22 protein-coding genes and 8 tRNA genes are annotated in these 25,116 nt (G+C 74.2%); 13 read left to right on the top strand and 17 right to left on the bottom strand.

Annotation, left to right across the window (positions count from 1 at the left end; all coding sequences use genetic code 11):
• Nucleotides 1-17: 17 nt before the first annotated feature.
• From ACF1AK_RS32185 to pgsA, 4 genes are all read right to left on the bottom strand, one after another.
• Nucleotides 18-386: a 5-carboxymethyl-2-hydroxymuconate Delta-isomerase gene (locus ACF1AK_RS32185; RefSeq protein WP_391502361.1), complete on the bottom strand. Its 369-nt coding sequence runs from the start codon at nt 384-386 to the stop codon at nt 18-20.
• An 86-nt stretch (nt 387-472) separates the two neighbouring features.
• Nucleotides 473-1,654 (bottom strand): glycosyltransferase family 4 protein, encoded by a 1,182-nt coding sequence (locus ACF1AK_RS32180; RefSeq protein ID WP_391502360.1) that lies wholly within the window; start codon nt 1,652-1,654, stop codon nt 473-475.
• Between the two features lie 83 nt (nt 1,655-1,737).
• The gene (locus tag ACF1AK_RS32175) at nt 1,738-2,775 is read right to left on the bottom strand and encodes a phosphatidylinositol mannoside acyltransferase (protein WP_391502359.1); all 1,038 of its coding nucleotides are present in this window, start codon (nt 2,773-2,775) and stop codon (nt 1,738-1,740) included.
• Nucleotides 2,776-2,792: 17 nt separating this feature from the next.
• On the bottom strand, nt 2,793-3,440 hold the full coding sequence (gene pgsA, locus ACF1AK_RS32170; protein WP_391502358.1) for a phosphatidylinositol phosphate synthase: 648 nt from the start codon (nt 3,438-3,440) through the stop codon (nt 2,793-2,795).
• Nucleotides 3,441-3,734: 294 nt separating this feature from the next.
• On the opposite strand from pgsA, the gene ACF1AK_RS32165 reads away from it, so the two are divergent.
• Nucleotides 3,735-5,792, top strand: coding sequence for an elongation factor G-like protein EF-G2 (locus ACF1AK_RS32165; RefSeq protein WP_391502357.1), 2,058 nt, complete (start codon nt 3,735-3,737; stop codon nt 5,790-5,792).
• Between the two features lie 7 nt (nt 5,793-5,799).
• Here the strand turns inward: ACF1AK_RS32165 and ACF1AK_RS32160 are convergent, their stop codons facing one another.
• A complete protein-coding gene (locus ACF1AK_RS32160; protein ID WP_391502356.1) occupies nt 5,800-6,225 on the bottom strand; it encodes a thiol-disulfide oxidoreductase DCC family protein in 426 nt (141 codons plus the stop codon).
• 187 nt (nt 6,226-6,412) lie between these two features.
• Between ACF1AK_RS32160 and ACF1AK_RS32155 the strand changes: the two genes are divergently transcribed.
• On the top strand, nt 6,413-8,056 hold the full coding sequence (locus tag ACF1AK_RS32155) for a hypothetical protein (protein WP_391502355.1): 1,644 nt from the start codon (nt 6,413-6,415) through the stop codon (nt 8,054-8,056).
• A gap of 78 nt (nt 8,057-8,134) precedes the next feature.
• On the opposite strand, the gene ACF1AK_RS32150 is transcribed toward ACF1AK_RS32155, so the two are convergent.
• From ACF1AK_RS32150 to ACF1AK_RS32135, 4 genes are all read right to left on the bottom strand, one after another.
• Nucleotides 8,135-8,695 carry an HIT family protein gene (locus ACF1AK_RS32150; RefSeq protein ID WP_391502354.1) on the bottom strand — a complete coding sequence of 187 codons (561 nt, stop codon included), beginning with the start codon at nt 8,693-8,695 and terminating at the stop codon, nt 8,135-8,137.
• Nucleotides 8,696-8,776: 81 nt separating this feature from the next.
• Entirely contained in the window at nt 8,777-10,756 is a 1,980-nt protein-coding gene (gene thrS, locus ACF1AK_RS32145) for a threonine--tRNA ligase (RefSeq protein WP_391502353.1), read from the bottom strand.
• A 99-nt stretch (nt 10,757-10,855) separates the two neighbouring features.
• The gene (locus ACF1AK_RS32140) at nt 10,856-12,043 is read right to left on the bottom strand and encodes a hypothetical protein (RefSeq protein ID WP_391502352.1); all 1,188 of its coding nucleotides are present in this window, start codon (nt 12,041-12,043) and stop codon (nt 10,856-10,858) included.
• Between the two features lie 31 nt (nt 12,044-12,074).
• Nucleotides 12,075-12,629: a DUF4365 domain-containing protein gene (locus ACF1AK_RS32135; RefSeq protein WP_391502351.1), complete on the bottom strand. Its 555-nt coding sequence runs from the start codon at nt 12,627-12,629 to the stop codon at nt 12,075-12,077.
• Nucleotides 12,630-12,782: 153 nt separating this feature from the next.
• Between ACF1AK_RS32135 and ACF1AK_RS32130 the strand changes: the two genes are divergently transcribed.
• Nucleotides 12,783-13,550, top strand: a complete 768-nt coding sequence (locus tag ACF1AK_RS32130) for an exonuclease domain-containing protein (RefSeq protein ID WP_391502350.1) — start codon at nt 12,783-12,785, stop codon at nt 13,548-13,550.
• A gap of 66 nt (nt 13,551-13,616) precedes the next feature.
• Here ACF1AK_RS32130 and ACF1AK_RS32125 read toward each other — a convergent pair.
• The 3 genes from ACF1AK_RS32125 to ACF1AK_RS32115 all read right to left on the bottom strand — a co-directional run bounded on the left by ACF1AK_RS32125 (nt 13,617) and on the right by ACF1AK_RS32115 (nt 14,589).
• Nucleotides 13,617-13,688: transfer RNA gene (locus ACF1AK_RS32125), tRNA-Val, on the bottom strand.
• A 205-nt stretch (nt 13,689-13,893) separates the two neighbouring features.
• Nucleotides 13,894-13,965: transfer RNA gene (locus ACF1AK_RS32120), tRNA-Val, on the bottom strand.
• Nucleotides 13,966-14,067: 102 nt separating this feature from the next.
• The gene (locus ACF1AK_RS32115) at nt 14,068-14,589 is read right to left on the bottom strand and encodes a TIGR02611 family protein (RefSeq protein ID WP_391502349.1); all 522 of its coding nucleotides are present in this window, start codon (nt 14,587-14,589) and stop codon (nt 14,068-14,070) included.
• Nucleotides 14,590-14,783: 194 nt separating this feature from the next.
• Here ACF1AK_RS32115 and ACF1AK_RS32110 point away from each other — a divergent pair, with 194 nt between their 5' ends.
• Nucleotides 14,784-15,197 carry an SsgA family sporulation/cell division regulator gene (locus ACF1AK_RS32110; protein ID WP_030056266.1) on the top strand — a complete coding sequence of 138 codons (414 nt, stop codon included), beginning with the start codon at nt 14,784-14,786 and terminating at the stop codon, nt 15,195-15,197.
• A gap of 459 nt (nt 15,198-15,656) precedes the next feature.
• Nucleotides 15,657-16,226, top strand: coding sequence for a CGNR zinc finger domain-containing protein (locus ACF1AK_RS32105; RefSeq protein ID WP_391502348.1), 570 nt, complete (start codon nt 15,657-15,659; stop codon nt 16,224-16,226).
• Nucleotides 16,227-16,258: 32 nt separating this feature from the next.
• Here the strand turns inward: ACF1AK_RS32105 and ACF1AK_RS32100 are convergent, their stop codons facing one another.
• Nucleotides 16,259-16,774 (bottom strand): hypothetical protein, encoded by a 516-nt coding sequence (locus ACF1AK_RS32100; protein ID WP_391502347.1) that lies wholly within the window; start codon nt 16,772-16,774, stop codon nt 16,259-16,261.
• A 134-nt stretch (nt 16,775-16,908) separates the two neighbouring features.
• On the opposite strand from ACF1AK_RS32100, the gene ACF1AK_RS32095 reads away from it, so the two are divergent.
• The gene (locus ACF1AK_RS32095; RefSeq protein ID WP_391502346.1) at nt 16,909-17,409 is read left to right on the top strand and encodes a DsbA family protein; all 501 of its coding nucleotides are present in this window, start codon (nt 16,909-16,911) and stop codon (nt 17,407-17,409) included.
• Nucleotides 17,410-17,460: 51 nt separating this feature from the next.
• Here ACF1AK_RS32095 and ACF1AK_RS32090 read toward each other — a convergent pair whose 3' ends face one another.
• From ACF1AK_RS32090 to ACF1AK_RS32080, 3 genes are all read right to left on the bottom strand, one after another.
• A complete protein-coding gene (locus ACF1AK_RS32090) occupies nt 17,461-18,303 on the bottom strand; it encodes a GNAT family N-acetyltransferase (protein WP_391502345.1) in 843 nt (280 codons plus the stop codon).
• Between the two features lie 105 nt (nt 18,304-18,408).
• A complete protein-coding gene (locus tag ACF1AK_RS32085) occupies nt 18,409-19,242 on the bottom strand; it encodes an aminotransferase class IV (RefSeq protein WP_391502344.1) in 834 nt (277 codons plus the stop codon).
• 90 nt (nt 19,243-19,332) lie between these two features.
• Complete coding sequence (locus tag ACF1AK_RS32080) at nt 19,333-20,394, bottom strand: chorismate-binding protein (protein ID WP_391502343.1); 1,062 nt, start codon at nt 20,392-20,394, stop codon at nt 19,333-19,335.
• Nucleotides 20,395-20,695: 301 nt separating this feature from the next.
• Here ACF1AK_RS32080 and ACF1AK_RS32075 point away from each other — a divergent pair.
• The 6 genes from ACF1AK_RS32075 (at nt 20,696) to ACF1AK_RS32050 (ending at nt 21,332) form a co-directional block, all read left to right on the top strand.
• Nucleotides 20,696-20,768: transfer RNA gene (locus ACF1AK_RS32075), tRNA-Gly, on the top strand.
• 40 nt (nt 20,769-20,808) lie between these two features.
• Nucleotides 20,809-20,882: transfer RNA gene (locus ACF1AK_RS32070), tRNA-Cys, on the top strand.
• Nucleotides 20,883-20,917: 35 nt separating this feature from the next.
• Nucleotides 20,918-20,992 (top strand) — tRNA-Val (locus ACF1AK_RS32065).
• Between the two features lie 28 nt (nt 20,993-21,020).
• Nucleotides 21,021-21,092 (top strand) — tRNA-Val (locus ACF1AK_RS32060).
• Between the two features lie 55 nt (nt 21,093-21,147).
• Nucleotides 21,148-21,219 (top strand) — tRNA-Val (locus ACF1AK_RS32055).
• Nucleotides 21,220-21,260: 41 nt separating this feature from the next.
• A tRNA-Val gene (locus ACF1AK_RS32050) sits at nt 21,261-21,332 on the top strand.
• Between the two features lie 314 nt (nt 21,333-21,646).
• Here the strand turns inward: ACF1AK_RS32050 and ACF1AK_RS32045 are convergent.
• Nucleotides 21,647-21,847 carry a hypothetical protein gene (locus ACF1AK_RS32045; RefSeq protein ID WP_391502342.1) on the bottom strand — a complete coding sequence of 67 codons (201 nt, stop codon included), beginning with the start codon at nt 21,845-21,847 and terminating at the stop codon, nt 21,647-21,649.
• Between the two features lie 432 nt (nt 21,848-22,279).
• Here ACF1AK_RS32045 and ACF1AK_RS32040 point away from each other — a divergent pair, with 432 nt between their 5' ends.
• Complete coding sequence (locus ACF1AK_RS32040; protein WP_391502341.1) at nt 22,280-24,430, top strand: serine/threonine-protein kinase; 2,151 nt, start codon at nt 22,280-22,282, stop codon at nt 24,428-24,430.
• The last annotated feature ends 686 nt before the right edge of the window (nt 24,431-25,116 follow it).

Below are 25,116 nucleotides of genomic sequence, written 5' to 3'. Positions count from 1 at the left end.
TACCGGGTGACCCCGGTTCACCCCTCGACGGTCGTGTTCCGGTAGGCCCCGCGGTCGATGTCGCGCACGTCCACCGCCAGGTGCAGCCGCTCCCCCGGCGCCGGCTTCACCCGCTCCGCCAGCAGCGCCAGCACCCCCTCGGTGAGCGCCGCCTTCGCCTCCGGGCTGCGGCCCGGGAAGATCTGGAACTGCACGAACAGCTGCGCCTCGGCGCGCTCCCCGAACCCCACCACGACCTCCGGGTCGGTCGCCCGGAAGACCGTCTTGCAGCCCTCGGGCGCGGCGGCGATGGTCTCCACCGCCAGCCGGTTGATCGCCGCGCCCAGCTCACGGCGGTCGAAGGAGCCGGCCAGGCTCGGGGAGTAGTCGACGGAGATCTGCGGCATCGGGCCCTCCAGGGACGGGAACGGGAACTGCGGACGGGAGACCGTCCGAACCCTAACCGCGCGCTCCCCGACCGCGCGCCCCCCGGTCAGTCCCGGGCCAGCCCGAACCGGCCGCGGCGCCCGCTGCGCTCGTCCTCCACCACCGCGGCCTCGCCCGCCGTCACCGTCTCGTACACGGCCAGGATGTCCGCGCCCACCGTCGACCAGTCGAACCGCCGCACGTGCCGGGAGGCCGCCTTGCGCAGCTCCTCCAGCCGCGCCGGGTCCCCCAGCAGGCGCAGCGCCGCACGCGCCAGTGCGTCCGCGTCCTCCACCGGGAACAGCTCGCCCGCGTCCCCGCCGTCCAGCACCTGCTTGAACGCGTCCAGGTCGCTCGCCAGCACCGGCGCGCCCGCCGACATCGCCTCGACCAGGATGATCCCGAAGCTCTCGCCGCCGGTGTTCGGCGCCACGTACAGGTCCACGCTGCGCAGCAGCCGGGCCTTGTCCCGGTCGCTCACCATGCCGAGGAACTCCACCTGCGCGCGGACTTCCGGCGCCAGCCCGGCGACCGCCTCCTCCTCGTCGCCCTTGCCCGCCACCAGCAGCCGCACCCCCGGCCGCTGCGCGAGGATCCGCGGCAGCGCCGCCAGCAGCGTCGGCAGGCCCTTGCGCGGCTCGTTGATCCGGCCGATGAAGCCGATCGTCCCCGGCCGCCCCTCGGCCGCCCCGCCGGTCCACCGCTCGTCCGGCTCCGCCTGCGCGAAGAACCCCACGTCCACGCCGTTGGGGATCACCACCGCGTCCCCGCCCAGGTGCTCCACCAGGGTGCGCCGCGCGTACTCGCTCACCGCGATCCGCGCCCGCATCTTCTCCAGCCCCGGCTGGAGGATCGGCGAGGCCGCGATCATCGCCCGCGAGCGCGGGTTCGAGGTGTGGAAGGTGCCCACCATCGGACCCGACGCCGACCACGCCGCCAGCATCGACAGGCTCGGCGAGGCCGGCTCGTGCACGTGCAGGATGTCGAACCGCCCCTCGTGCAGCCACCGCCGCACCCGGGCCGCCGACAGGATCCCGAAGCTCAGCCGCGCCACCGAGCCGTTGTACGGCACCGCCACCGCCCGCCCGGCCGACACCACGTACGGCGGCAGCGCCTCGTCGTCCTCGGCCGGCGCCAGCACCGACACCGCGTGGCCCAGGCCGATCAGGTGCTCGGCGAGGTCCCGGATGTGGAACTGCACGCCGCCGGGAACGTCCCAGTCGTAGGGGCAGACGATGCCGATCTTCACGGGTCTCCTCGAAGTCCTGCGGGCGGGTGCGGTGCGGTGCGGGTACGACGGCGCCCCGGGACGTCCCGGGGCCCGTCGGTGCTTCAGGCCCCCGAGGCCTCGGCCGCCGGCTCCCCGGCCTCCGCCGCCGCGGGCCGGACGGCGGCCTGGCGGACGGCGGCCTTGCGGACGGCCGGACGGGCGGTGCCTGCGGCCCGGTCCGCCCCCGGCTCCACCGTCTCACGGACCGGGAGGTCGGCCAGCCAGAAGCGCTGCAGCATGTGCCAGTCCTGCGGGTGCTCCCGGATCGCCGCCTCCCACACCGCGGCCATCGCCTGCGTCATCGCCCGGGTCTTCTCCGCCCGGTCGCCCTCCGCCGGCACCACGACCTCCGGGTGCACCCGCCCGCGCATGGTCCGCCCCTCGTACCAGAGCGACACCGGCAGCAGCGCCGCCCCGGTCCGCTGGCACAGCGCCGCCGGGCCGGCCGGCATCCGCGTCGCCTCGCCGAAGAAGGACACCTCGATGCCCGCCTCCGAGAGGTCCCGGTCCCCCACCAGGCAGACCAGCTTGCCCGCCCGCAGCCGCCGCGCCAGCGTGCCGACCACGCTCACCGAGCCGCCGGTCAGCGCCAGCACCTCCATGCCCAGGCTCTCCCGGAACGCCACGAACCGGTCGAACAGCCGCTCCGGCTTCAACCGCTCCGCCACCGTCGTGAACGGGTACCCCCGGGTCGCCACCCAGGCGCCCGCCAGGTCCCAGTTGCCCATGTGCGGCAGCGCTATCACCGCGCCGCGGCCCGACTCCAGCGCCTCCTGCAGCAGCTCGAAGCCGTCCACCCGCACGTCGCGCAGCACCCGCCCGCGGCCCCACACCGGCAGCCGGAACGACTCCTGCCAGTACCGCATGTACGAGCGCATCCCCGCCCGCGACAGCTCCCGCAGCCGGGCCTCGTCCGCCTCCGGGCACACCCGCAGCAGGTTCGCCTCCAGCTGCAGCACCCGCTTCCCGCGCCGCCGCCACGCCGAATCCGCCAGCCGGTCGAACAGCGCCCGCGCCGCCGGCTCGGGCAGGTGCTTGAGCGCCCCCCAGCCCGCCGCGTACGCCGTGTACACCAGCCGGTCCACCACTCGGTCCTTCACTGCGGGACCGCCCCCTCTCAGCTCCCGGCCGCCGTGCGGTCCGCCTCGAACGCCTCGCGGCGCACCGTCAGCATCCGCTGGAACACCGTCACCAGACTGCCGGCCGCCACCAGCCACAGCGCCACCGGCAGCAGCCACTCCACGTACGGCACCCCGAACGTGTGCAGACCCGCCACACCGGCCGCCACCAGGCTGATCACCAGCCGCTCGGCCCGCTCCACCAGCCCCGACACGTCGCACGGGAGCCCCTGGCTCTCCGCCCGCGCCTTGGTGTACGACACCACCAGCCCGCTCGCCAGGCAGAACACCGCCACCGCGCACAGCAGGTCGTTGTCACCCTTGCCGGCGTACCACAGGGCGATGCCGCCGAAGACCGCCGCGTCCGCGACCCGGTCCAGCGTCGAGTCCAGGAACGCCCCCCACTTCGTGGACCGCCCCAGCTGCCGCGCCATGTTCCCGTCCACCAGGTCCGAGAAGATGAACAGCGTGATCGTGACGGTGCCCCAGAAGAACTCCCCGCGCGGGAAGAACACCAGCGCACCCGCCACCGAACCGGCCGTGCCGACCAGCGTCACGGTGTCCGGACTCACACCCAGACGGATGAGGAACGCGGCGAACGGGGTCAGAACACGTGTGAAGAAGGCACGCGCGTATTTGTTGAGCATGGCCTTCCCGACCGCTCCGATCTCCCTGGTACCCGCCTGCGGCCAGAGTGCGCGGCAGACGACCCGATGGATCAGCCCATCCGGCCCACCCATCGTAGCCACGCCCGCCGGCCTTCCCCGCGCGCGCACCGTCCCCGCATGCCGCTCGCGCGCCCCCGGGGGCTCCGGCCGGGCGGTGCCCCCTCCCCCGCCCTGCGAGGCACGCGCCCCGGCACCACCGCCTCGTCCGAGCTGATCCACAGGACACGCCCTAGACTTTCACCGACAGCCTCGGCGCGACGGGAGGAGACCCCGATGCCCGACCGCAGCACCGCCAGAGCCGGCCAGGCCCCCGCCGTCGCCGGACCGGGCGACCTGCGCAACGTCGTCCTCATCGGCTGCGCCGGCGTGGGGAAGACCACCCTCGCCGAGTCCCTCGCCCACGCCGCCGGCGCCGTCGGCCGCCCCGGCCGGGTCACCGACGGCACCACCGTCTCCGACCACGAGCCCATCGAGCACCAGCAGCAACGCTCCGTCCAGCTCTCCGTGCTCCCCCTGGAATGGCGCGGCACCAAGATCAACCTGATCGACCCGCCCGGCCACCCCGACTTCGCCGCCGAGCTGCGCGCCGCCCTCCACGCCGCCGACGCCGCCGTCTTCGTCGTCTCCGCCACCGACCCGGTCACCGCCCCCACCCGCGCCCTGTGGCGCGAGTGCGCCGCCGAGAACATCCCCCGCGCCATCGCCGTCGCCAAGCTCGACATCGCCCGCGGCAGCCTCGACGACATCCTCACCGCCTGCCACGACGCCTTCGGCCTCGGCCCCGACACCCTGCGGCCGCTCTTCCTGCCCGTCCACCACGACGGCCGGCCCGACGGCAGCGTGGACCTCCTCACCGGCCACACCTACGGCCGGGCCGACCCCCTGCCCGACACCGCCCCCGCCCGCGAGAGCCTCGTCGAAGCCATCTCCGGCCAGGACGACACCCTCATGGAGCAGTACCTCACCGGCGAGACCCCCGACACCGACTCCCTCGAAGCCGGCATGCGCCGCGAGGTCCTCGCCTGCACCCTGCACCCCGCCGTCCCCACCAGCGAACACGGCCTCGGCGCCACCGAACTCCTCGACCTCATCGCCACCACTTTCCCCACCCCCGCCGAACGCACCCGCCCCGCCCCCGAGTGCGACCCCGACGCCCCCCTCGCCGCCCAGGTCGTCCGCGTCACCGGCGACGCCTACGTCGGGCGCGTCAGCCTGCTGCGCCTCTACGCCGGCACCCTGCGCCCCGACACCCGCATCCGCCTCACCGGCCCCGGCCACCCCGCCGACCAGGACGCCGAGGAACGCGTCACCGGCCTCACCAGCCCCTTCGGCAAACTCCAGCGACCCGTCCCGCACGCCGTCGCCGGCGACCTCGTCTGCGCCGCCAAGCTCACCACCGCCCGCGCCGGCGACACCGTCCAGGAGCCCGGCCGCACCGCCGAACTCGACACCTGGACCCTGCCCGAACCCCTGCTGCCCGTCGCCGTCGAGGCCCACAGCAAGGCCGACGACGACAAGCTCTCCCAGGCCCTGTCCCGGCTCGCCGCCGAAGACCCCGCCCTCCGCCTCGAACAGAACCCCGACACCCACCAGCTCGTCCTCTGGTGCACCGGCGAGGCCCACGCCGAAGCCGTCCTCGACCGGCTCCGCAACCGCCACGGCGTCCACGTCGACACCGTCGGACACCGGGTCGCCCTGCGCGAGACCTTCGGCACCGCCGCCGCCGGCCACGGCCGCCTCGTCAAGCAGTCCGGCGGCCACGGCCAGTACGCCATCTGCGACCTGGAGGTCGAACCCCTCCCCGCCGGCTCCGGCTTCGAGTTCCAGGAGCACGTCGTCGGCGGCTCCGTCCCCAAGCACTTCATCCCCTCCGTCGAGAAGGGCGTCCGCGCCCAGCTCGCCAAGGGCGTCGCCACCGGCCACCCGCTGGTCGACATCCGCGTCACCCTCACCGACGGCAAGGCGCACTCCGTCGACTCCTCCGACTCCGCGTTCCAGACCGCCGCCGCCCTCGCCCTGCGCGACGCCGCCGAACACGCCGTCATCCGGCTCCTCGAACCGGTCGCCGCCGTCAGCGTCCTGCTGCCCGACGACTACCTCGGCGCCGTCCTCGGCGACCTCTCCGCCCGCCGCGGCCGCGTCCTCGGCACCGAGACCGGCGGCCCCGGCCTCACCCTGCTGCGCGCCGAGGTCCCCGAACTCGAACTCGCCCGCTACCCCGTCGACCTGCGCTCGCTCACCCACGGCACCGCCGAGTTCAGCCGCGCCCACCTGCGCCACGAACCGATGCCCGCCGCCCTCGCCACCCGCTTCACCGACCAGGAGGGGTGAAAGGACCTCAGCGGCGCGGCAGGGCACAGGCCGGCGTACCGCCCGGCATCCGGTGCCGGTTGACCGACACCCACCGGTACACCAGCGCCGCCACCGGCCGCACCGGCGCCAGCGCCAGCACCCCGCCCAGGTACGCCCACACCCCGCCCGAGCGCATCAGCAGCCGCGCCACCGCCTGCGCCCCGCCGTACACCCGGCCCGCCGGCGTCACCCAGAGCACCTCGCGCTCCGCGCGCTCCCAGGACACCTCACCGCGCCCCCCGGCCACCGCGTCCAGCTCCGCCAGGTCCGCGAACTGGAACGGCACCGCCTCCCAGCCCCCCGACGCCAGCGTCTGGCGCAGGAAGCGCTCCCCCCAGGTCACGCACGTCGTGCAGAACCCGCAGTCCCCGTCGAACACCAGCACCGGATCCGTCAGCCCACCGCTCGTCATGCCGCCATCGTGCACCATCACGCGCCGACGACCCGCACCAGGGCGCGTCGCACAGCCGGAACGTGGGCATCATGCCCCACAGGCCCACCGTGGCCCGTTCGTGACGGCACTTCAGACGATCATGCCCGCGGCGGTGCCCCGGCACGGTAACCTGCCGCAGGACAAAGGGGAGGAGGGGACCGCCACCGTGACCACACTCGACATGACCCCGGGTGCGCAGATACCCCGGACCGACGCCGGCCCGCAGACCGCCGGCACCCAGGCGATCTCCTCGGTGGCGTACCGCGACATCACCCTGGAGGAGGGCGCCGCCAAACTCGCCGGGACCAGCGTCAAGAAGGGCCGCTTCGCCCTCTTCGCCCCCAACTTCGGCGAGGCCTGGAGCAAGGCGCTCATCTCCCGCACCCTCGGCGGCGACCGCAAGCCGCTGGTCCCCTCCTTCGGCCTCGACACCCGCCAGATCGTCGAGCACTGCCTCGCCGCCGAGGAGATCCGCCGCAACCGCGACCGGCAGCTGTCCACCGTCTCCGTCGTCACCGGGCTGCTCTGCCTGCCCGGCACGCTGGTGTGGCTCGGCGCGTTCCAGCTGCGCGCCTGGCTCAGGCGCGACAGCCCGAAGAACGCCACCGCGTACGGCGCCGTCGTGCTCGCCCTCGTCGCCGGCCTCGCCGCGCTGCTCGCCATCAAGCCCCCGGCCGGCGGCGTCCTCGGCCTCTACCTGCGGATCGTGCTGCTCGCCCCGGTCATCGGCTGGTTCCTGGCCCGGCGCATCGTCGAACGCACCGCCGTCGACCTGCGCGCCCGCTGGCTCGCCCTGGCCGAGGGCAACGCCGTGGCCGCCACCGTCCCGATGGCCGTCCCCCGCGACGACCTCGACAAGAAGGCCGCCGACCTGCGCGCCAAGCTCGGCCGGCTGGACTCCGAGCAGGAGACCAACATCCAGCACTACGCCGGGGCCAAGGGCATCCTCGGGGCCGGCCGCCGCTGGGGCGAGTGGAAGCTCATCGACACCCTGCGCCCCGCCGAGGGCCAGATCGATTTCCGCCAGTTCCACCCCTGGGACCTCGTCCGCAAGATCTCCGGCCACCTCAAGGCGCTCGGCATCAGCGAGGTCGCCAACAGCGGCATGCCCGGCGTCCAGGTCAAGCAGTGGGTCGTCCTGGAGGTCGGCGAGAGCGCCGACGAGATCAGCCGCCCCGGCAACGCCGACATGGACGGCGACCACATGCGCGACTTCGCCGTCCAGGCCATCGCCGACAAGCAGACCTTCTCCGGCGGCCCCCGGCACTACCTCGCCACCCAGTTCATCACCCACGACGGAAAGCTCGTCCTGACCTTCACCGTCACCGTGGTACTGCTCGCCAACACCCTCAACATCACCGTCGCCGGCTACGCCCTCGGTCCCATCGCCGGCTTCTTCGGCGACAAGCCCGCGGACAAGGAGAAGTCCGTCGCCAAGACCTTCCGGTTCTGGGAGGAGCGCACGGTCAAACTCCGGCTGATCGACAACGACGAGGTCGTCCGGCAGGCCGTCCGCGCCCCCTTCCACCGGACGCCCGGCCTGCTCTCCTGGCTCGGCGGCGGCCTCGGCCTGCCCGAGCCCTTCGGCTTCCGGCACACCTGGGCCGGAGCGCCCTGGGGCACCCGCACCATGGCGGACAACGCGCTCAACGCCTCCCACCCGGTGCTCGGGGCCGTGCACACCGCCACCCTGGAGTTCCTCGCCGAGCACGACCTCGACACCGAGCGCGCGTTCAAGGGCCGCGCGGCCGGTCTCAAGGCCGAGGCCCAGGGCAGCCGCCCGTTCAAGGTCGACCAGTACGACGCCTGACCGGACACGGCGCAGGGCCCCGGCGACCCGCTGGTCGCCGGGGCCCTGCGCCGTGAAGGGCGTACGGATCCGTCCGGATCAGTCCTGCGGCCAGGCGTCGGCCAGCATCTTCCGGGTGTCCGCCAGCAGCTGCGGCAGCACCTTGGTGTGGCCGACCACCGGCATGAAGTTGGTGTCCCCGCCCCAGCGCGGCACCACGTGCTGGTGCAGGTGGGCCGCGATGCCGGCACCGGCCGCCGCGCCCTGGTTCATGCCGATGTTGAAGCCGTGCGCCCCCGAGGCCGCGCGCAGCGCCGTCATCGCCTTCTTGGTGAACACCGCCAGCTCGGCCGTCTCCGCCTCGTCCAGCTCGGTGTAGTCCGCCGCGTGCCGGAACGGGACCACCATGAGGTGCCCGCCGTTGTACGGGTACAGGTTGAGCACCGCGTACACGGAGTTGCCGCGCGCGACGACCAGCCCGTCCTCGTCGCTCAGCGACGGGATCGAGCAGAACGGACAGCCGTCGTCCGGAGCCGGACCGGTGGGCTTGTTCTCGCCCTGGATGTAGGCCATCCGATGGGGGGTCCAGAGGCGGCGGAAGCCGTCCGGCTCCCCGACGCCCTGCTGCAGTTCCGGCTCAGTCGTCATGCTGATCAGCATATTCGCCCAACCGTGCTTGCAAAGACGCGCGGGGCGGACTCCTGAAGGAGCCCGCCCCGCGCCCGCGCACGACCGACGGCGTCAGACCTGGATCCGGCGCTCCACCGCGTCCACGATCTCCTGGACGGCCTCGGCGACCGGCACGCCGTTCTTCTGCTCGCCGTTGCGGTAGCGGAAGGAGACCGCGCCCGCCTCGACGTCGTCGTTGCCGGCGATCAGCATGAACGGCACCTTGCTGCGCTGGGCGTTGCGGATCTTCTTCTGCATCCGGTCGTCCGAGGTGTCCACCTCGACCCGGATCCCGCGCTTCTTCAGCTCGGCCGCGACCTCCAGCAGGTACGGCACGTGCTCGTCGGTGATCGGGATGCCGGTCACGGTGACCGGGGCCAGCCACGGCGGCATGGCGCCGGCGTAGTGCTCCAGCAGCACCGCGAAGAACCGCTCGATCGAGCCGAACAGCGCCCGGTGGATCATGACCGGCCGCTGGCGCGAGCCGTCCGCCGCCGTGTACTCCAGGTCGAAGCGCTCCGGCAGGTTGAAGTCCAGCTGGATGGTCGACATCTGCCAGGTACGGCCGATGGCGTCCCGCGCCTGCACCGAGATCTTCGGGCCGTAGAAGGCCGCGCCGCCCGGGTCCGGGACCAGCGGCAGGCCCTGCTTCTCGGCCACCGCGGCGAGGACGGCGGTGGCCTCCTCCCACGCGTCGTCGGTGCCGACGAACTTCTCCGGGTCCTTGGTGGACAGCTCCAGGTAGAAGTCGGTCAGACCGTAGTCGCGCAGCAGGTTGAGCACGAAGGTCAGCGTCGAGTCGAGCTCGTCCGCCATCTGCTCGCGGGTGCAGTAGATGTGCGCGTCGTCCTGGGTGAAGCCGCGGGCGCGGGTCAGACCGTGCACCACGCCGGACTTCTCGTACCGGTACACCGTGCCGAACTCGAACAGGCGCAGCGGCAGCTCACGGTAGGAGCGGCCACGCGCGTCGAAAATCAGGTTGTGCATCGGGCAGTTCATCGGCTTGAGGTAGTAGTCCACGCCCTCGTCGAGCTGCATGGGCGGGTACATGCCGTCCGCGTACCAGTCCAGGTGGCCGCTCTTCTCGAAGAGCTTCCCCTTGGTGGCGTGCGGGGTGTAGACGAACTCGTAGCCCTCCTCCTCGTGCCGGCGGCGCGAGTAGTCCTCCATGGCGCGGCGGATGATGCCGCCCTTGGGGTGGAAGACGGCGAGGCCGGAGCCGATCTCCTCGGGGATGGAGAAGAGGTCGAGCTCGTTGCCGAGCTTGCGGTGGTCGCGCTTGGCGGCCTCCTCCAGGAACTCCAGGTGCGCCTTGAGCTCGTCCTTGCTCGGCCAGGCGGTCCCGTACAGGCGCTGGAGCATAGGGTTCTTCTCGCTGCCGCGCCAGTAGGCGGCGGCCGAGCGCATGATCTTGAACGCCGGGATCATCCGGGTCGACGGCAGGTGCGGTCCGCGGCAGAGGTCGCCCCAGCACAGCTCGCCGCTCTTGGCGTCCAGGTTGTCGTAGATGGTGAGCTCGCCGGCGCCGACCTCGACGTCCGCGCCCTCGCCGGCGGTGGCGGCGGAGCCCTTGAGGCCGATCAGCTCCAGCTTGTACGGCTCGGCGGCCAGCTCCTCGCGGGCGGCCTCGTCGGTGACCACCCGGCGGGAGAACCTCTGCCCGCGCTTGATGATCTCCTGCATCCGCTTCTCGATGGCCTTGAGGTCATCGGGGTGGAACGGCTTCTCGACGTCGAAGTCGTAGTAGAAACCGTCCTTGACCGGCGGGCCGATGCCGAGCTTGGCCTCCGGGAAGAGCTGCTGCACGGCCTGGGCCATGACGTGCGCGGTGGAGTGGCGCAGGATGTCCAGGCCGTCCGGGCTGGAGATCGCGACCGGCTCGACCTCGTCGCCGTCCTGGAGGGCGTGGGCGAGGTCCTTGAGCCGGCCGCCGACGCGGGCGGCGATGATCGAGCGGTCGTCGGCGAAGAGCTCGGCGGCCGTAGTGCCCGTGGTCACCACGCGCTCTTCCCGATCGGGTTCGCGGTTGATGATTACCCGGACGTCCGTCACCGGTCTCTCCTGACGTGCTGGATTCAGAGGACGCAGCACAGCGCTGCGCCTGACGATGGTACCGAGAGCGGTGACCCCACCGTCACCTCCGTACCCTTCCTACTCGCCCCGCCCCTCCCCCAGTGTCTTGAGCAGGCGCTCCCGCTCGGCGTCCTCCAGCCCGCACGGTTCCGGGCCGGTGGGCCGGGTGAGCCGCCGGAATCCGCCGCGCCGTTCCAGGCGGCCGCTGATCCGCACCGGGGTGCCGGCCAGGTGGGCCTCGGCGGCGAGCCGGTAGGCGGGGTCGGCGAGGCGGACCTTGACCTCGTCGACCTCGGCGCCGCCGAGCACCCGCAGGCGCACGCTGCCGGGCCCCGCGGGGTCGGCGCGCTTGAGGCGGACGACGAGGCCGACGACGGTGACGGCGACGGCGGGCTCGATGCGTTCGAGGAGTTCGGCGGCCTCGTCGAGGGCGGGCAGGTCGCCGGGTGAGAACTCGACGGCGATCCGGCGGTCGCCGAAGCCGCCGGGGGTGCCGGCGGCGGCGGACCAGGCGACGGTGAACCGGCCGGCGGTGGCGCCGCGCACCAGTTCCCGGACGGATTCGACCAGCTCGCGGCTGACGCCGGACTGGACGGCGTTCTCGAAGGCCTCGCCGCCGCCGCTGACCCGCCGGTAGTCGACGGCGTCGCGCAGTGCCTCCAGGGCGCGGACCAGGGTGGTGACCGCGGCCCGGCCCTCGGGGGCGGGGGTGTAGGCGGTCAGGCCCGGGCCGCCGGCGACGACCAGGACGCGGTCGAGGAAGTCGCCGGCCCAGGCGTCCAGGCGGGCGCCGAAGTAGGCGGCGCGGGTGCGGCCGGCCTTGGCGCCGGCGGCGAGCATGGCGCGGGCGGCGTGCCGCAGCCGTTCGGTGTCGTCCCAGGGCGCCGCGCCGGGGACGGCGGCGGCGGGGGGTGCGGCGAGGTCGCGGTGCCACTGGAGCTCGTCGCCGGGGACGGCCAGGGCGAGCAGGATGGCGCGGGCGGAGGGGCTGGCGGAGCGGGAGAGCGCGGTGACGGCGTCGGTGAGCAGGTCGACCGCGTCGTCGAAGCCGTCACCGGCGGGGACGAGCAGGCTGACGCCGGGGTCGGTGCCCTCGGGGGGCGTCCAGCGGCCGTAGCGGGCGGTGGGCCCGCCGCGCCGGACCCAGCCGTGCCGGGCGAGCAGAGTGGCGAGCACCGCGGGGTCGACGGCGGACGGATCGGGCAGCGGCGCGGTCCGTGGTGGTCCGCCGGGCGTGGCGCGCATCGGCCCGTGGGGCAGTGTCATGGGGCGGCTCCTCCCGGCCGGGGCCGGGCCGTCACGGGCTGCCGCCCGCTCCGACCCGGGCCATGATGGCGCACAGGGCGCGGTCGTCGAAGACCTTCGCGGTGGGGACGCGGACGTTGGTGCGGCGCTGCCCGGTGACGGGGTGGCCGGCCAGGTTGACCCAGTAGCAGCAGTGCCGCAGTTCGAGGGCGTCGGGGCCGGCGGCGAGCCACCGGTCGACGCGGCGGGGCAGCAGCATGACGACGAGGATCCGGGGCACGGCGACCCGCGGGCGGGCGAGTTTGCGCAGGTGGTCGTTGTCCAGGGTGAAGGAGAAGAACGCGCCGCGGGGGTCGGGGGCGATCTGCTGGGTGGCCTTCAACTGGATCTTGACGGTGACCTCGTCGTCGACCTCGTGGCTGCGCGAGCCGTGGCTGACCTGCCAGTCGATGCCGTTGTCGGGGAACGGCTGGGAGAGCGAGCAGCCGGCCGCGGCGGCGACCGCGTGCAGGTAGCCGACCTGCAGGGTCTCCATGCAGGCGGTCACCGCCAGGTCGCCCCGCAGGACGGCCGCCGCCCCCTCGGGCTGCGGCTGCGTCAGCGCCATGACCGTCCGTCCTCCCCCGTCCCCCCGGCCCGTCCGGATTCGAACAGGGCACCCGTGGGCAGGGTGCCCGGCCGGTGCGGCGCCAAACGGTTGAGGGTGCGTCAGGGGCGGGTATCACCGGGGCGGGATCGCGCCGTTCTCCGAGGGGCAGTCATGCAGCAGCACTGGTTCACCGGCCCGCTCGCCTCCTTCGACACCGAGACCACCGGCGTGGACGTCGAGAGCGACCGCATCGTCTCGGCCGCCCTGGTCGTCCAGTCCGCCCCCGGCGCCGCCCCGGCGGCCACCGGCTGGCTCGCCGATCCCGGGGTCCCGATACCCGACGGCGCCCGCGCGGTGCACGGGATCAGCGACGAGACGGTGCGGGCGCACGGGCGGCCGGCGCCGGTGGTGGTGGCGGAGGTGGCCGCCGCGCTGGCCGAGCAGGCCCGGGCCGGGCGGCCGGTGGTGGTGATGAACGCGCCGTACGACCTGACGCTGCTGGACCGGGAGTTGCGCCGGCACCGAGGGGTGTCGCTGGCCGAGACGATCGCTCCGGCGGCGCTGCTGGTGCTGGATCCGCGGGTGTTGGACAAGTACGTCGACCGCTACCGCCGGGGCCGGCGGACGCTGACCGACCTGTGCGCGCACTACGGGGTGGAGCTGACCGGTGCGCACGACGCGGCGGCGGACGCGACGGCGGCGCTCGGGGTGGTGCGGACGATCGGCGCGCGCTATCCGGGGGCGCTGGGCGGACTGACGGCGGCGGAGCTGCACCTGCGGCAGGCGGTCTGGCACGCGGCGCAGGCCCGGGGGCTGCAGGCGTGGTTCGACCGGTCGGGGGCGGACGAGCGGGTGGACCTGTCCTGGCCGCTGCGGCCGGCCCGGTGCGGGTGCGGCCGGCGGCTGTCGCCGGAGCACGAGTGCGAGGTGGCGGCGTAGCGCGCGGGGGCCGGGAACGCCGCAGGCCCTGACCGGTCTCCCGATCAGGGCCTGCGTGCTGTCCGGTGGGCGATACTGGGATCGAACCAGTGACCCCTTCGGTGTGAACGAAGTGCTCTCCCGCTGAGCTAATCGCCCGGGCAACGAGAAGAACTGTAGCACCATTCGGGGGGTGCCGTACAACTCGTTCGGAGCGCCTCCGACGCCTCCGCAGAACTCGTGCGTCACGCGGAAGATGACTGTGCCTCAGCACATTCTCCCGGCGCCGTTCGCCGGATTGCGGAAATACAGGTGAGGCCCAGCCGATAATCGGCTGGGCCTCACCTGTCACAATGCATTCCGGTGGGCGATACTGGGATCGAACCAGTGACCCCTTCGGTGTGAACGAAGTGCTCTCCCGCTGAGCTAATCGCCCGGGTGCAGGGAAAACATTACCGCATCCCGGGGGGTGGTCCGAACACGCCGCCCCGCCGGGGCGGCCCCGTCCGGACCGCCGGCCGGAGACGGGCGGACCGGCTCAGTCCTCGTGGATCTTCCAGGGCATGACCAGCCCGTACTTCCACAGGTACCAGCCGCCGAGCGCGGCGATCAGCGTCAGGCCGATCGCGGTGAGCGTCAGGTTGCGGCGCCGGACCTTCGGGTCCAGGGCCTTCTGCGCGGCCTCGGCCACCTTGCGGCGGGTCCAGCGCAGCGCCAGCTGGGCCCAGACGAACTCGGTCGCCCAGATGCCCATGCCGAGGAAGATGACCACCCAGCCGGGACCCGGCAGCGGGAGCATGATCACGCCGAGCACCACCACGGCGAGGCCGACCAGGAAGACGGCCACCTGCCAGCTCAGGTGCAGCGGGCGGGAGCGGCGGATGAACCGCGGGGCGCGCGAGCCCAGTGGCTTGTCACCCTGCGTACCGCCTTCGCCGCCGGGGGTCGCTCCCCCGTCGCCCGCCCCCGTCGGCACCCCCGTGTCGTCCGGCACGATCGCGTCCCCCGTTCCGGTGTTCCCGCCCGCGTCGCCGCGTGCCTCGTCGCTTCGCACAGTCATGCCAGGAAACTAACCGAGAAGGGGCCCGGTAATCGCCGGCCGGGCACTCTGTGGCGATTCCGCAATGCGCCGTAAGGGGTACGACTCGCGCCCGAATCGGGACAGAGGGGTTTACATCGGTCGTGGAGGTGGGATGGTCCGTTCGCCGACGTGCGATTCCCCGAGCGCACACTGAGCGAAAGGCCATGGCGCTTATGAACACCACGGTCAGCTGCGAGCTGCACCTGCGCCTCATCGTGTCCAGCGAGTCCTCACTGCCCGTCCCCGCGGGCCTTCGCTACGACACCGCCGACCCCTATGCCGTGCACGCCACCTTCCACACCGGTGCCGACGAGACCGTGGAGTGGGTGTTCGCCCGAGATCTCCTTGCGGAGGGGCTGCACCGACCCACCGGTACGGGCGACGTCCGGGTGTGGCCCTCGCGCAGCCACGGGCAAGGGGTGGTCTGCATCGCCCTGAGCTCTCCGGAAGGAGAAGCCCTGCTGGAGGCCCCGGCCCGGGCGCTTGAGTCGTTCCTCAAGCGGACGGACGCCGCCGTGCCGCCCGGCACCGAACACCGTCACTTCGACCTCGACCGGGAGCTGTCCCACATCCTCGCCGAAAGCTGACCCCGACCGGAGGCGGTCACACCCCGCTGTCGGCGGGGTCGTAGCCCCTGCCGTCAACCGCAGCCGTCCTACTCGGGGGCACGGCAGCAGACTCAGCCGCGCACGACGCGGTCTCGGGGCCGGTGGCGAAACGGTTCTCTCCCATCGGAGCGGGCCTGCGGCACCGAAGGCGCCCGGCAGCGAGGCCGGCCATCCTGTGGATGGCCGGCCTCGCTGCCGGGCGCGGCCGTTCTCCCGCCCGGACGGCCGTCGCGCCGGCCGCCGCGCCGGCTGCCCGGACGCCTGGCCGGGCGGACACCCGCCGGGGACGGCCCCCGCGGAAAACTCCGTACAGACTGACGGAATCCGTACGCATCTTCGACGCAAGCCGCCGTCGCTCGCCGCACCGCCCCGGTAAGGTCTGGGAATGACCCGTAGTCGCGGGGTGCCCACGGCCCCCTCCGCACGAGGAGCCTCCACGTGCTGATCACCCATGACACCGAGTGCGCGCTGAGCATCCTCGTCGAGCTGCTCAACACCGCCCCCGAGGTGTGCGGCACCGAACTGATGCCCGACGTGGCCGCCCTCGACGCCTTCGTGGTCCGGCAGGAGATCAGCGAGATCGATTCGCTGACCGAGGACGACCTGCGCCAGGTGCACGAGCTGCGCGCCCGGCTGCGCGAGGTCTACGGCACGGAGTCCACCGAGGAGGCCGCCGAGCTGGTCAACGCCCTGGTCGCGGCCGCCGGCACCACGCCCCGGCTGACCAACCACGACCACCACGGGTGGCACATCCACTACTTCGCGCCGCACGCCGCCCTCGGCGACCACCTGGCCGCCGAACTCGGCATGGCGCTGGCGTTCATCCTCACCGCGGGCGAGCGCGAACGGCTGCGCCGCTGCGAGGCGCCGGACTGCGCACGGGTCTTCGTGGACCTCTCGCGCAACCGCTCGCGCCGCTACTGCGACAGCCGGACCTGCGGGAACCGGCTGCACGTGGCCGCCTACCGGGCCCGCCAGCGCTCGGCGGACTCCGTCACCTCGGCCTGAACCGGCCCGGACCGGCCGCGGGGCCGGCGCGCTCAGATGCCGCGGCGGCGCAGGATCTCCTCGATGTCGGCGAACTCGTCGAGGCCGTCGCCGCCCTTGCCCTTCTTCTCCGCACGCCCGGCCTTCTCCGCACGGCCGTCCTTCCCCGGGCGCCCGGGCGCCGCGGCGGCGGCCGGGGCGCCGGCGGCGGGAGCCACGGCCGGACGGGCCGGGGCGGGCCCGGCGGCCGGGGTCGCGGCCTCACGGCCCTCGGTCACGGCGCCGCGCCGCCCCACCCAGCGGGTGGTGACGAGCAGCCCCACGGAGACCGCCAGCAGCACGATGCCGGTCCACACCCGGGGGTCGAAGACCAGCTTGACCGCCCAGTCGGCGATCTCGTCGCCGATCGTGCGGGCCACCGGGAACAGGCCGGTCAGATAGAGGCCGGCGGGCAGCAGCGCGACGGCGAACCAGCGGGTCGCGGAGAGGAAGCGCTTGCGGTAGGCCCGCAGGCCCGCCACGGCCACGCCCGCCGCCGTCAGGGCGAAGGCCGCCGCCGCCGTCAGCACGGCCGCCTCCGGGACGCCGTCACTCCGGCCGTCGGACTGGTCATCTCGTCGGACCTCCCATCGCTCCGGTCTGGTGGACTGCGCGGACCCGGCCGCCGGAACGGCACAGGCCCCACTGGTGGAACACTGGGGGCATGATCGAAGGTTCCCTCCCCCGTCTTGAGTTCTGGTGCGAGCTCCAGTGCCCGGACTGCCGCACCGCCCTCGCCGACGTCCGCGCGCTGCGCGCCCGCTACGGCGACGCGCTGGCGATCGAGCTGCGGCACTTCCCGCTGGAGAAGCACAAGTACGCCTACCCCGCCGCCGAGGCGGCCGAGGAGGCGTTCGCCCAGGGACTCGGCTGGCCCTTCGTCGAGGCGCTGCTGGAGCGGGTGGCGGACCTGGAAGCGCGCGGCACCGCGGTGCTGCTGGAGGTGGCCCGGGAGGTCGGGGTGGACGCCGAGGAGGTGGACACCGCACTGGTGGACGGACGGCACATGCTGACCGTGGACGCCGACCAGGCCGAGGGCCGGGCGATCGGGGTGAGCGGCACGCCGACGTACGTGGTCGCCGGGCAGCGCCTGGACGGCGGGCAGAGCCAGGACGGCCTGCTGGAGCGCGTCATCGCCGCCGTGGAGGGCGTCAAGGCGTCCTGACCTCGGCCGCGCACCGCGCACCGGCCGCGCGCACCGCTCGCCGCTCGCCGCTCACAGCAGCGGCTTGCCGTAGACCCGGTTGGTGACCCGGTAGCCGAGCGACTCGTAGAGGCGCAGCGCGACCTCGTTGCCGCTGAAGACGTTCAGCCCGAGGTCGCGGACGCCCGCCGACAGGCATGCGCGCTCGGCCAGTCGCATCAGCGTCCGGCCGTGGCCGCGGCCCCGGTGGGCGTCCGCCACCTCGACCACCATGACCCAGGCCAGCGGGGCGCCGTCGGGCAGGTCGCGCAGCCGCAGCGCCAGCCAGAGCGAGCCCAGCGGCTCCTCCCCCGCCCCGTACAGCCGGCGCAGCACGATGCCGGGGGTGTCCGCGCCCTGCGGCAGGAGTCTCGCGTGGTCGGCCTCGGACTTGGCGCGGGCCTCGTCCTCGCCGAGGCCGGAGGCGCGCAGGTCGTGCAGGTAGCCGGCCTTGGCCTCGGCCAGCCAGGCGGGGAAGTCGGCGGCGCCGAGCGGGCGCGCGGCGGTGCCGGGCGGCAGGGCGGGGGCCGTTTCCAGCCGCTTGACCATGTTCCGCATCCGCTCGGTGTAGCCGAGGGTGACGGCGAGGGAGCGGGCGACCTGCGCGCTCTCGGGGATGTCGGCGTCCACCCGGACGCAGCCCCAGCCGCGCAGCACCTCCTCGGCGGCCAGCGCGCCGATCGTCCCGCGCCCCCGGCCGCGCCCGCTGCGCACCTCCAACTCGGCTATCTCGCCCCAGAGTCGGTTGCCACGCGGGACGGCGGTGGTGCGCAGGCCGCCGACCGGGCGGCCGTTGACGCAGATCTGCCAGCGCCGGGTGCGGCCGCCGGCGGGGGTGGGGGTCTCCGGGCTCTCGGGGCGCAGCGTGGTGGTCATGTCGGGGTCCCTTCCCCGCCGCCCGGGTCTTCTACCGGTCGGACCCGCTCCGGGACTGCGCCGTTCCGCCGGAGGGGTTCTCCGGCGGAACGGCGGGCGGGGTGCTCAGGGGTCGAGGTCGTCGCCGCTGCGCTGGGTGAACACGGCCATCGCCTTGGTGGTGACCGGTCCGGGGCCGGGCAGTTCGCGGTCGTCGACGCGGGTGACGGCCTGGACGTCGCGCAGGGAGGAGGTCAGGAAGATCTCCTCGGCCTCCTGGAGGGCGTCGAGCGGGAGGTCGGCCTCCTCGGCGCCGCACCAGTCGACGACGAGCTGCCGGGTGATGCCGGCCAGGCAGCCGGAGGCGAGCGGCGGGGTGAGCAGGCGGCCGCCGAGGACGACGAAGACGTTGGAGCCGGTGCCCTCGCAGAGCCGGCCGGCGGTGTTGGCGAGCAGGGCCTCGGAGGCGCCGGCGCGGTGGGCGGCGGCGAGGGCGACGACGTTCTCGGCGTAGGAGGTGGTCTTGAGGCCGGCGACGGCGCTGTGCTCGTTGCGGCGCCAGGGGACGACCGTGACGGCGGTGGTGTCGGGGCGGCGGGTGGCGGTGCCGAGGGAGGCGACCAGGGTGGGGCCGTCGTCGCCGCGCTCGGAGCCGAGCGGCGCGGTGCCGCCGGTGTAGGTGATGCGCAGGCGGCCGAGGGGCATCGGGTGGTTGGCGGCGAGGACGGCCTCGCAGGCCTCGCGGACCAGGTCGTGGTCGGGGTCGGGCAGGCCGAGGCCGCGGGCGGAGCGGGTGAGCCGCTCCAGGTGGCGGGTGACGGCGAAGGCCCGGCCGTCGACGGCCTTCATGGTCTCGAAGACGCCGTCGCCGGTGGTGAGTCCGTGGTCCAGGACGGACAGGGCCGGGTCGGCGGAGTCGACGAGGGTGCCGTTGACCCAGCTGGTGGTGGGGTGCTGCATCGCGGGGTGCTCCTCGCGGGACGGGCGCGGGCCGGCCGGCTGCGGGTGGCGGCGGGTTCGGCCCGTGTCGGGGTTCGATCCGTGGGGGGTTCAGTCGGTGGGCGGCGGGGTGTCGGTGCCCGACGCTATCGCGACCAGGCGGGCGGCCTTCAGCTCGGTTTCCGCCCACTCGCGGCCGGGGTCGGAGCCCCAGGTGATGCCGGCGCCGGTGCCGAAGCACAGTTCGGGTGCCGCGGGGTCGGTCCGGTCGATCCAGAAGGTGCGGATGCCGACGGCGAGTTCGCCCTCGCCGCGGTCGGCGTCGACCCAGCCGACGGCGCCGCAGTAGGGGCCGCGCGGGGCGGTCTCCAGGGATTCGATGATCCGCAGGGCGCTGGACTTGGGCGCGCCGGTGACGGAGCCGGGCGGGAAGGTGGCGGCGAGCAGTTCGGGCCAGCCGGCGTCGGGGCGCAGGGTGCCCTCGACGGTGGAGACGAGGTGGACCAGGCCGGGGTGCTTCTCGACCGCGCACAGGTCGGGCACGGTGACGGTGCCGGTGGCGCAGACCCGGCCGAGGTCGTTGCGGACGAGGTCGACGATCATCACGTTCTCGGCGTGGTCCTTGTCGAGCAGGTCGTGCTCGGTGCGCCCGGTGCCCTTGATCGGGCCGGAGGAGACGGTGCGGCCGGTGCGGCGCAGGTAGAGCTCGGGGGAGGCGGTGGCGATCTCCACGCCGTGGCCGGGCAGCCGGATCGTTCCCGCGTAGGGGGCGGGGTTGCCGTGGGCGAGCAGTCCGGTGAGGGCGTCGATGTCGGTACGGGCGGGGTCGGGCAGCGGTGCGCGGAGCACCCGGCAGAGGTTGGCCTGGTAGACCTCGCCGGCCGCGATGTGCTCGCGGACGCGGCGCACGCCCGCGGTGTAGGCGGCGCGGTCGAGCGAGCTGCGCCAGTCCCCGGCGGCCGGGCCGAGCCAGCCGGCGCCGGAGGGCGGGGCGGGGGCCGGGCGGACGTCGTCGAAGCGGGCGCAGGTCAGCCGGCCCTCGAAGTCGTAGGCGACGGCCCACCAGCCGGCGGAGTCCAGGGCGGCGGGGTCGGAGGTGACGTCGCGCAGCCCGGTGGCGAGGCGGCCGCCGAAGCGGGCGAGGGGGTGCTGGGGGTCGGGGTGGCCGGACACGGTTCTCCTGCGCGGGGCTCTGCTCGGGTGGCGGTGCCTGAAGTGTAGGTCGGGGGGCGTGAGCAGATCCCGGGGTCGCGCGGGCGTACGCCGGGTGACCTGCGGGTGTCACTCAGGGTGCCGGTCCGCCCGCGCCCGGGCCGTCCGGGCCGTCCGGCGCCGGGGCACGCGGAGGGCGTCCGGCGCCCACCGGCCGGGCATGCTGCGGGAACGGATTTTTCGCTGGCCCGGGAATCCGCTAGAGTTCAACACGTCGCCAGGGAGCGCAGCCGGGAAAACCGGTGAAGATCCCGGGAGACAGGCGGACGTGGCTCAGTTGGTAGAGCATCACCTTGCCAAGGTGAGGGTCGCGAGTTCGAATCTCGTCGTCCGCTCGGTGAAGGGCAGTGTAAGATCGTCCTTCGAGTGTTGCCTGGTGGAGTGGCCGAGAGGCGAGGCAACGGCCTGCAAAGCCGTCTACACGGGTTCAAATCCCGTCTCCACCTCCAAGAGGCTCGCCCGGCTCCCGCCGGGTGGCCTCCCCGCGCGATTAGCTCAGCGGGAGAGCACTACCTTGACACGGTAGGGGTCACTGGTTCAATCCCAGTATCGCGCACCATGCCCGGCCCTGCCGGACACCTTTCCAGGCGCGATTAGCTCAGCGGGAGAGCACCACCTTGACACGGTGGGGGTCACTGGTTCAATCCCAGTATCGCGCACGTCGGACCTTCCGGATCCTCGGGTCCTGGGGTTCGCTGCGGTAGCACCGCACCAGCGCGATTAGCTCAGCGGGAGAGCACTACCTTGACACGGTAGGGGTCACTGGTTCAATCCCAGTATCGCGCACGCCAGGTCCTCCGGGACCCGTTGCACCACCGCCTGACCAGGCGCGATTAGCTCAGCGGGAGAGCACTACCTTGACACGGTAGGGGTCACTGGTTCAATCCCAGTATCGCGCACAGTGACGGCCGGGGCCGCGATCCACCACGGGTCGCGGCCCCGGCCGTTTTCGGGCGTGCCCCCGGCCGTTTCGGCGCTCTCCGGGAGGGACCGGGGACGGTGGAGGAACGCAGGGGAACGCAGAAGAACGCAGAAGAGCCGCGTACGGTCGCCCTCACCGACGTCCGTACGCGGCATCTCCGCCTGCCGGGGCGCTCTGCGCGCCGCTCTCGCCCGTCCGCGGTCATCGCGGGCGCGGCCTCCCCGGCGGCACTGGTTCCCCGTCCCCAGGGGATCAGTGCCCGCTCTGTGGGCACCCTCGGTGCCCGGCCGGTCAGTGGCCGATCAACTCGGCCACCGTATGGGCCTGGTCGGCCATCTGCTCCCACCCGCCGAACAGGACCGCCAGCAGCACCGCGCAGGGCAGTGCCATGGCCACCGCCACCGCGGGGTGCCGGGTGGGCTCCGTGGCTCCGGGCTGGGTGAAGGCCGGCCGACGTCGTCGGGAGGTGGATCCCGTGGGCTGCGGTGCCATGCCCTTGACTCCTGGTTCGTGAGCTCGGCCGGTGGATGGACGGTGGTGCACGTGGACGCGGTGGACGGCTTACCTCGGGGGACGAGCTCCCCGTCCACCGCTGAGAACAACGGTATGGCGGGAGGGGGTTGGCGGGCGTCATGCCGTCGTACTGTTCTCCTGGCCTCCAGGAGGATGATGATCAGACCTGGGGCCTACTACCGCAGGGGGAGACGCCCGCTCCACGGTCCCAGGGGAACCCTGAGGGGGAACCCCGAGAAACGATTCGGCAGCCCACCACCCGAAGGCCGGTCCAAGATCCGACAATCGGACGGTGGCTTGAGGTGTTGCGTATCAGCACACCGCAGCGGGCAGTCCGTAAGCTGTGCCCGACAGGAACTGACGACGCCCCATCCGACGGGGCCTCACCCACAGTCTGACGGGGAAACGAGAATGGCGATGATGCGGCTGCGGCGTGAGGACCCCCGCGTCGTCGGGCCGTACCGCCTGCACCGTCGGCTGGGGGCCGGCGGCATGGGCGTGGTCTACCTGGGGTCGGACCGCCGGGGGCAGCGCGTCGCGCTCAAGCTGATCCGCTCCGAACTGGCCGAGGACGTCGAGTTCCGCACCCGCTTCGCCCGCGAGATCGCCGCCGCCTCCAGGATCCGCGGCGGCTGCACCGCCCGCGTCATGGGCTCCGACATCGAGGCCGACCGGCCCTGGCTGGCCACCGCGTACGTCCCCGGGCCCTCGCTGTACAAGCGGGTCGGCGACGAGGGGGCGCTCGGCTGGCCCGAGGTCGCCCGGATCGGGGCCGCGCTCGCCGACGGCCTGGTCAAGGTCCACGAGGCCGGCGTCGTCCACCGCGACCTCAAGCCGTCCAACATCCTGCTCTCCCCGCGCGGGCCGCGCATCATCGACTTCGGCATCGCCTGGTCGCGCGGCGCCAGCACGCTCACCCACGTCGGCACCGCCGTCGGCTCGCCCGGCTTCCTCGCCCCCGAGCAGGTCCGGGGGGCCGCCGTCACGCCCGCGACCGACGTCTTCGCCTTCGGCGCGACCCTCGCGTACGCGCTCACCGGGGACAGTCCGTTCGGCTCCGGCGCCTCCTCGGAGGTCATGCTCTACCGCGTCGTCCACGAGGAGCCCGACCTGTCGGCGGTACCGCCGCAGCTGGCACCGCTGATCCGGGCCTGCCTGGCCAAGGAGCCCGCCGAGCGGCCCGGTGCGGCCGCCCTGCACGAGCGGCTCAGCGAACTGGCCGCGCGCGGCTCGGCCGGCGGGGCGGGCCAGGGCTCCGGCGGACCGTTCGGCCGCGGGCGCGCGGCCGCGCGCGGCCAGGCCGGCGCCGCCGGGGCGGCGGGCGCGGAGCGGGGCGGGGTCGCGGGGCGCCCGGGACAGCCCGCGTACCAGGGGCAGCCGGGACGTCCGGGCCCGCAGGGGCAGCAGGGACATCCGGTGCGCCCGGCCGGGCCGGTGCCGCCCGCGCCGCCGGCCGCCGCTCCGCGCGGCGTCCCGGCGCCCGGACGGGCACCCGAGCAGGCCCCGGCCGCCGCCCGGGCCCGGGCGGGCGCGGCCGGCGGCGTACCGCGGCGGGCCCCCGGTCCGGCCGACGGGCAGGCGGCCACCGCGCCGCTCCCCCGGCCGGAGACCGCCCAGGCGACCCGGCCGATGCGCGAGCGCCAGCAGACCCCGCCGCCCGCACGCGGCCGCGCGCCCCGGCCGGGCGGGCCGCGCGGCCGCGCCGGCGACCGGCAGCACACGCCCGCACCCGGCGGGCGGCCCGCGACGGCGCGACGGCGGCTGCTGCGGCAGCGGCTGGTGGTGTTCGTGACGGTGACGGTGGGCGTGGCGCTGGCCATCGCGGCGGCGCAGGGGTGCGAGAACCGGGACAAGCAGGGACTCCGGGCACCCGCGAGTTCCGCGTCCGCCCCGGCCTCCCCGGGGGGCACGGCTTCGGCACCCTCGGCGGCCCCGGCGGCCGGCTCGGGGCCGGAGGCGCCGGCCGGGACGGGGATCTCGGCCGACGGCCTCGCGCCGTCGACCACGCCGCTGGCGGCCGCGGCGCACGGGGCGCCGGGCGGCGGCGCCGCGGACGGCGCGCTGCTGCCCGCCCAGGGCCCGACCCCGGGGGTCGACTGGCCGAACCGCAGCTACTCCGACCCGGCGGGCGGCCCGGCGATCGCCCTGCGGGACGGCCGCTCGACGACGGGCGCGGGGCCGCAGGTCGTACTCAGCGCGGTCCTCCCGGCGCGGTACAAGGGCGAGCCGGCGACCGTGGTCGTGCTGCGCCGCTCGGAGGGCTCGGTCCCGGCCGACCTGGTGCAGCTGTTCGCCTTCAGCGGCGCCAACCCGGTCGCCGTCACCTCGCGCTCCTCGGCGGCCGATCCGCAGGCGACGGCGTCCTGGCGGCTGGAGAACGGCGCACTGGTGCGGGAGGAGCGGGTCGCCCAGACCGGGGCCGCCACATCCACCCGCTACACGCTGCGCGCGGACGGCACCCTGGAGGAGTCCTGGCCCGGCTCCCCCACCCTGACTCCCCCGGCCACCACCCCACCCCCCGCCGCCGCCCCGGCCCCCCCGACCGCCCCGACGACCGGCTGACCCCCGCATCGGCCCGGAGCAGGCAGTCGGCGGGCCCGACTTCTCACGCCACGCCCCCCAGCAGCCCGCGCAGCCGAAACCGCCACCACGAGCAGGCAGGCACACCGGAGCAGGAAGTCGGCCAGCCCGACCTCGCACGCCACGCATCCCAGCAGTCCGGACAGCCGAAACCGCCGCCGCAGGCAGGCACGCCGAAACAGCAAGTCGGCGAGCCCGCCACACCGCGCGCGCCAGGGGCCCCGCACAGCGCTGCCATGGGCAAGCGGCCCGGAACAGGAAGTCGGCCGGCCCGACTTCTCGCGCAACGGCAGCAAGCGCCGCCGCTGAGAGTCGGCGGGCCCCACCTCCCCACACGGCCACCGACGCCAGGCACGGCTGAGGCCCCCCAGCAGGCGGACCCCCGCCTCGCCGAGACCCCCAACACCGCGCGCCCCAGGGGCCCCGCACAGCGCTGCCATGGGCAAGCGGCCCGGAACAGGAAATCGGCCAGCCCGACGTCCCACGCAACGACACCGCACCCCCCGGCGGCAACCGCCCGGGCGAAGGCACCCCAGCAACAGCCCCGCACCGGAACAAGAAGTCGACGGGCTCGACTTCTCGCGCAGCGGCAGCAAGCGCCGCCGCTGAGAGTCGGCGGGCCCCACCTCCCCACACGGCCACCGACGCCAGGCACGGCTGAGGCCCCC

The organism is Kitasatospora sp. NPDC015120 (assembly GCF_043080305.1).
Taxonomy (GTDB): Bacteria; Actinomycetota; Actinomycetes; order Streptomycetales; family Streptomycetaceae; genus Kitasatospora.
The sequence above is the reverse complement of the archived record's forward strand: the minus strand, read 5'-3'. Positions and strand labels throughout refer to the sequence as shown.

Bases quoted from the DNA above. Each gene is read 5' to 3' on its own strand.
- ACF1AK_RS32185 (WP_391502361.1), bottom strand. From the start codon at position 386: ATGCCGCAGATCTCCGTCGACTACTCCCCGAGCCTGGCCGGCTCCTTC.
- pgsA (WP_391502358.1), bottom strand. From the start codon at position 3,440: ATGCTCAACAAATACGCGCGTGCCTTCTTCACACGTGTTCTGACCCCG.
- ACF1AK_RS32165 (WP_391502357.1), top strand. From the start codon at position 3,735: ATGCCCGACCGCAGCACCGCCAGAGCCGGCCAGGCCCCCGCCGTCGCC.
- ACF1AK_RS32160 (WP_391502356.1), bottom strand. From the start codon at position 6,225: ATGACGAGCGGTGGGCTGACGGATCCGGTGCTGGTGTTCGACGGGGAC.
- ACF1AK_RS32150 (WP_391502354.1), bottom strand. From the start codon at position 8,695: ATGCTGATCAGCATGACGACTGAGCCGGAACTGCAGCAGGGCGTCGGG.
- ACF1AK_RS32140 (WP_391502352.1), bottom strand. From the start codon at position 12,043: ATGACACTGCCCCACGGGCCGATGCGCGCCACGCCCGGCGGACCACCA.
- ACF1AK_RS32135 (WP_391502351.1), bottom strand. From the start codon at position 12,629: ATGGCGCTGACGCAGCCGCAGCCCGAGGGGGCGGCGGCCGTCCTGCGG.
- ACF1AK_RS32130 (WP_391502350.1), top strand. From the start codon at position 12,783: ATGCAGCAGCACTGGTTCACCGGCCCGCTCGCCTCCTTCGACACCGAG.
- ACF1AK_RS32115 (WP_391502349.1), bottom strand. From the start codon at position 14,589: ATGACTGTGCGAAGCGACGAGGCACGCGGCGACGCGGGCGGGAACACC.
- ACF1AK_RS32110 (WP_030056266.1), top strand. From the start codon at position 14,784: ATGAACACCACGGTCAGCTGCGAGCTGCACCTGCGCCTCATCGTGTCC.
- ACF1AK_RS32095 (WP_391502346.1), top strand. From the start codon at position 16,909: ATGATCGAAGGTTCCCTCCCCCGTCTTGAGTTCTGGTGCGAGCTCCAG.
- ACF1AK_RS32090 (WP_391502345.1), bottom strand. From the start codon at position 18,303: ATGACCACCACGCTGCGCCCCGAGAGCCCGGAGACCCCCACCCCCGCC.
- ACF1AK_RS32085 (WP_391502344.1), bottom strand. From the start codon at position 19,242: ATGCAGCACCCCACCACCAGCTGGGTCAACGGCACCCTCGTCGACTCC.
- ACF1AK_RS32045 (WP_391502342.1), bottom strand. From the start codon at position 21,847: ATGGCACCGCAGCCCACGGGATCCACCTCCCGACGACGTCGGCCGGCC.
- ACF1AK_RS32040 (WP_391502341.1), top strand. From the start codon at position 22,280: ATGGCGATGATGCGGCTGCGGCGTGAGGACCCCCGCGTCGTCGGGCCG.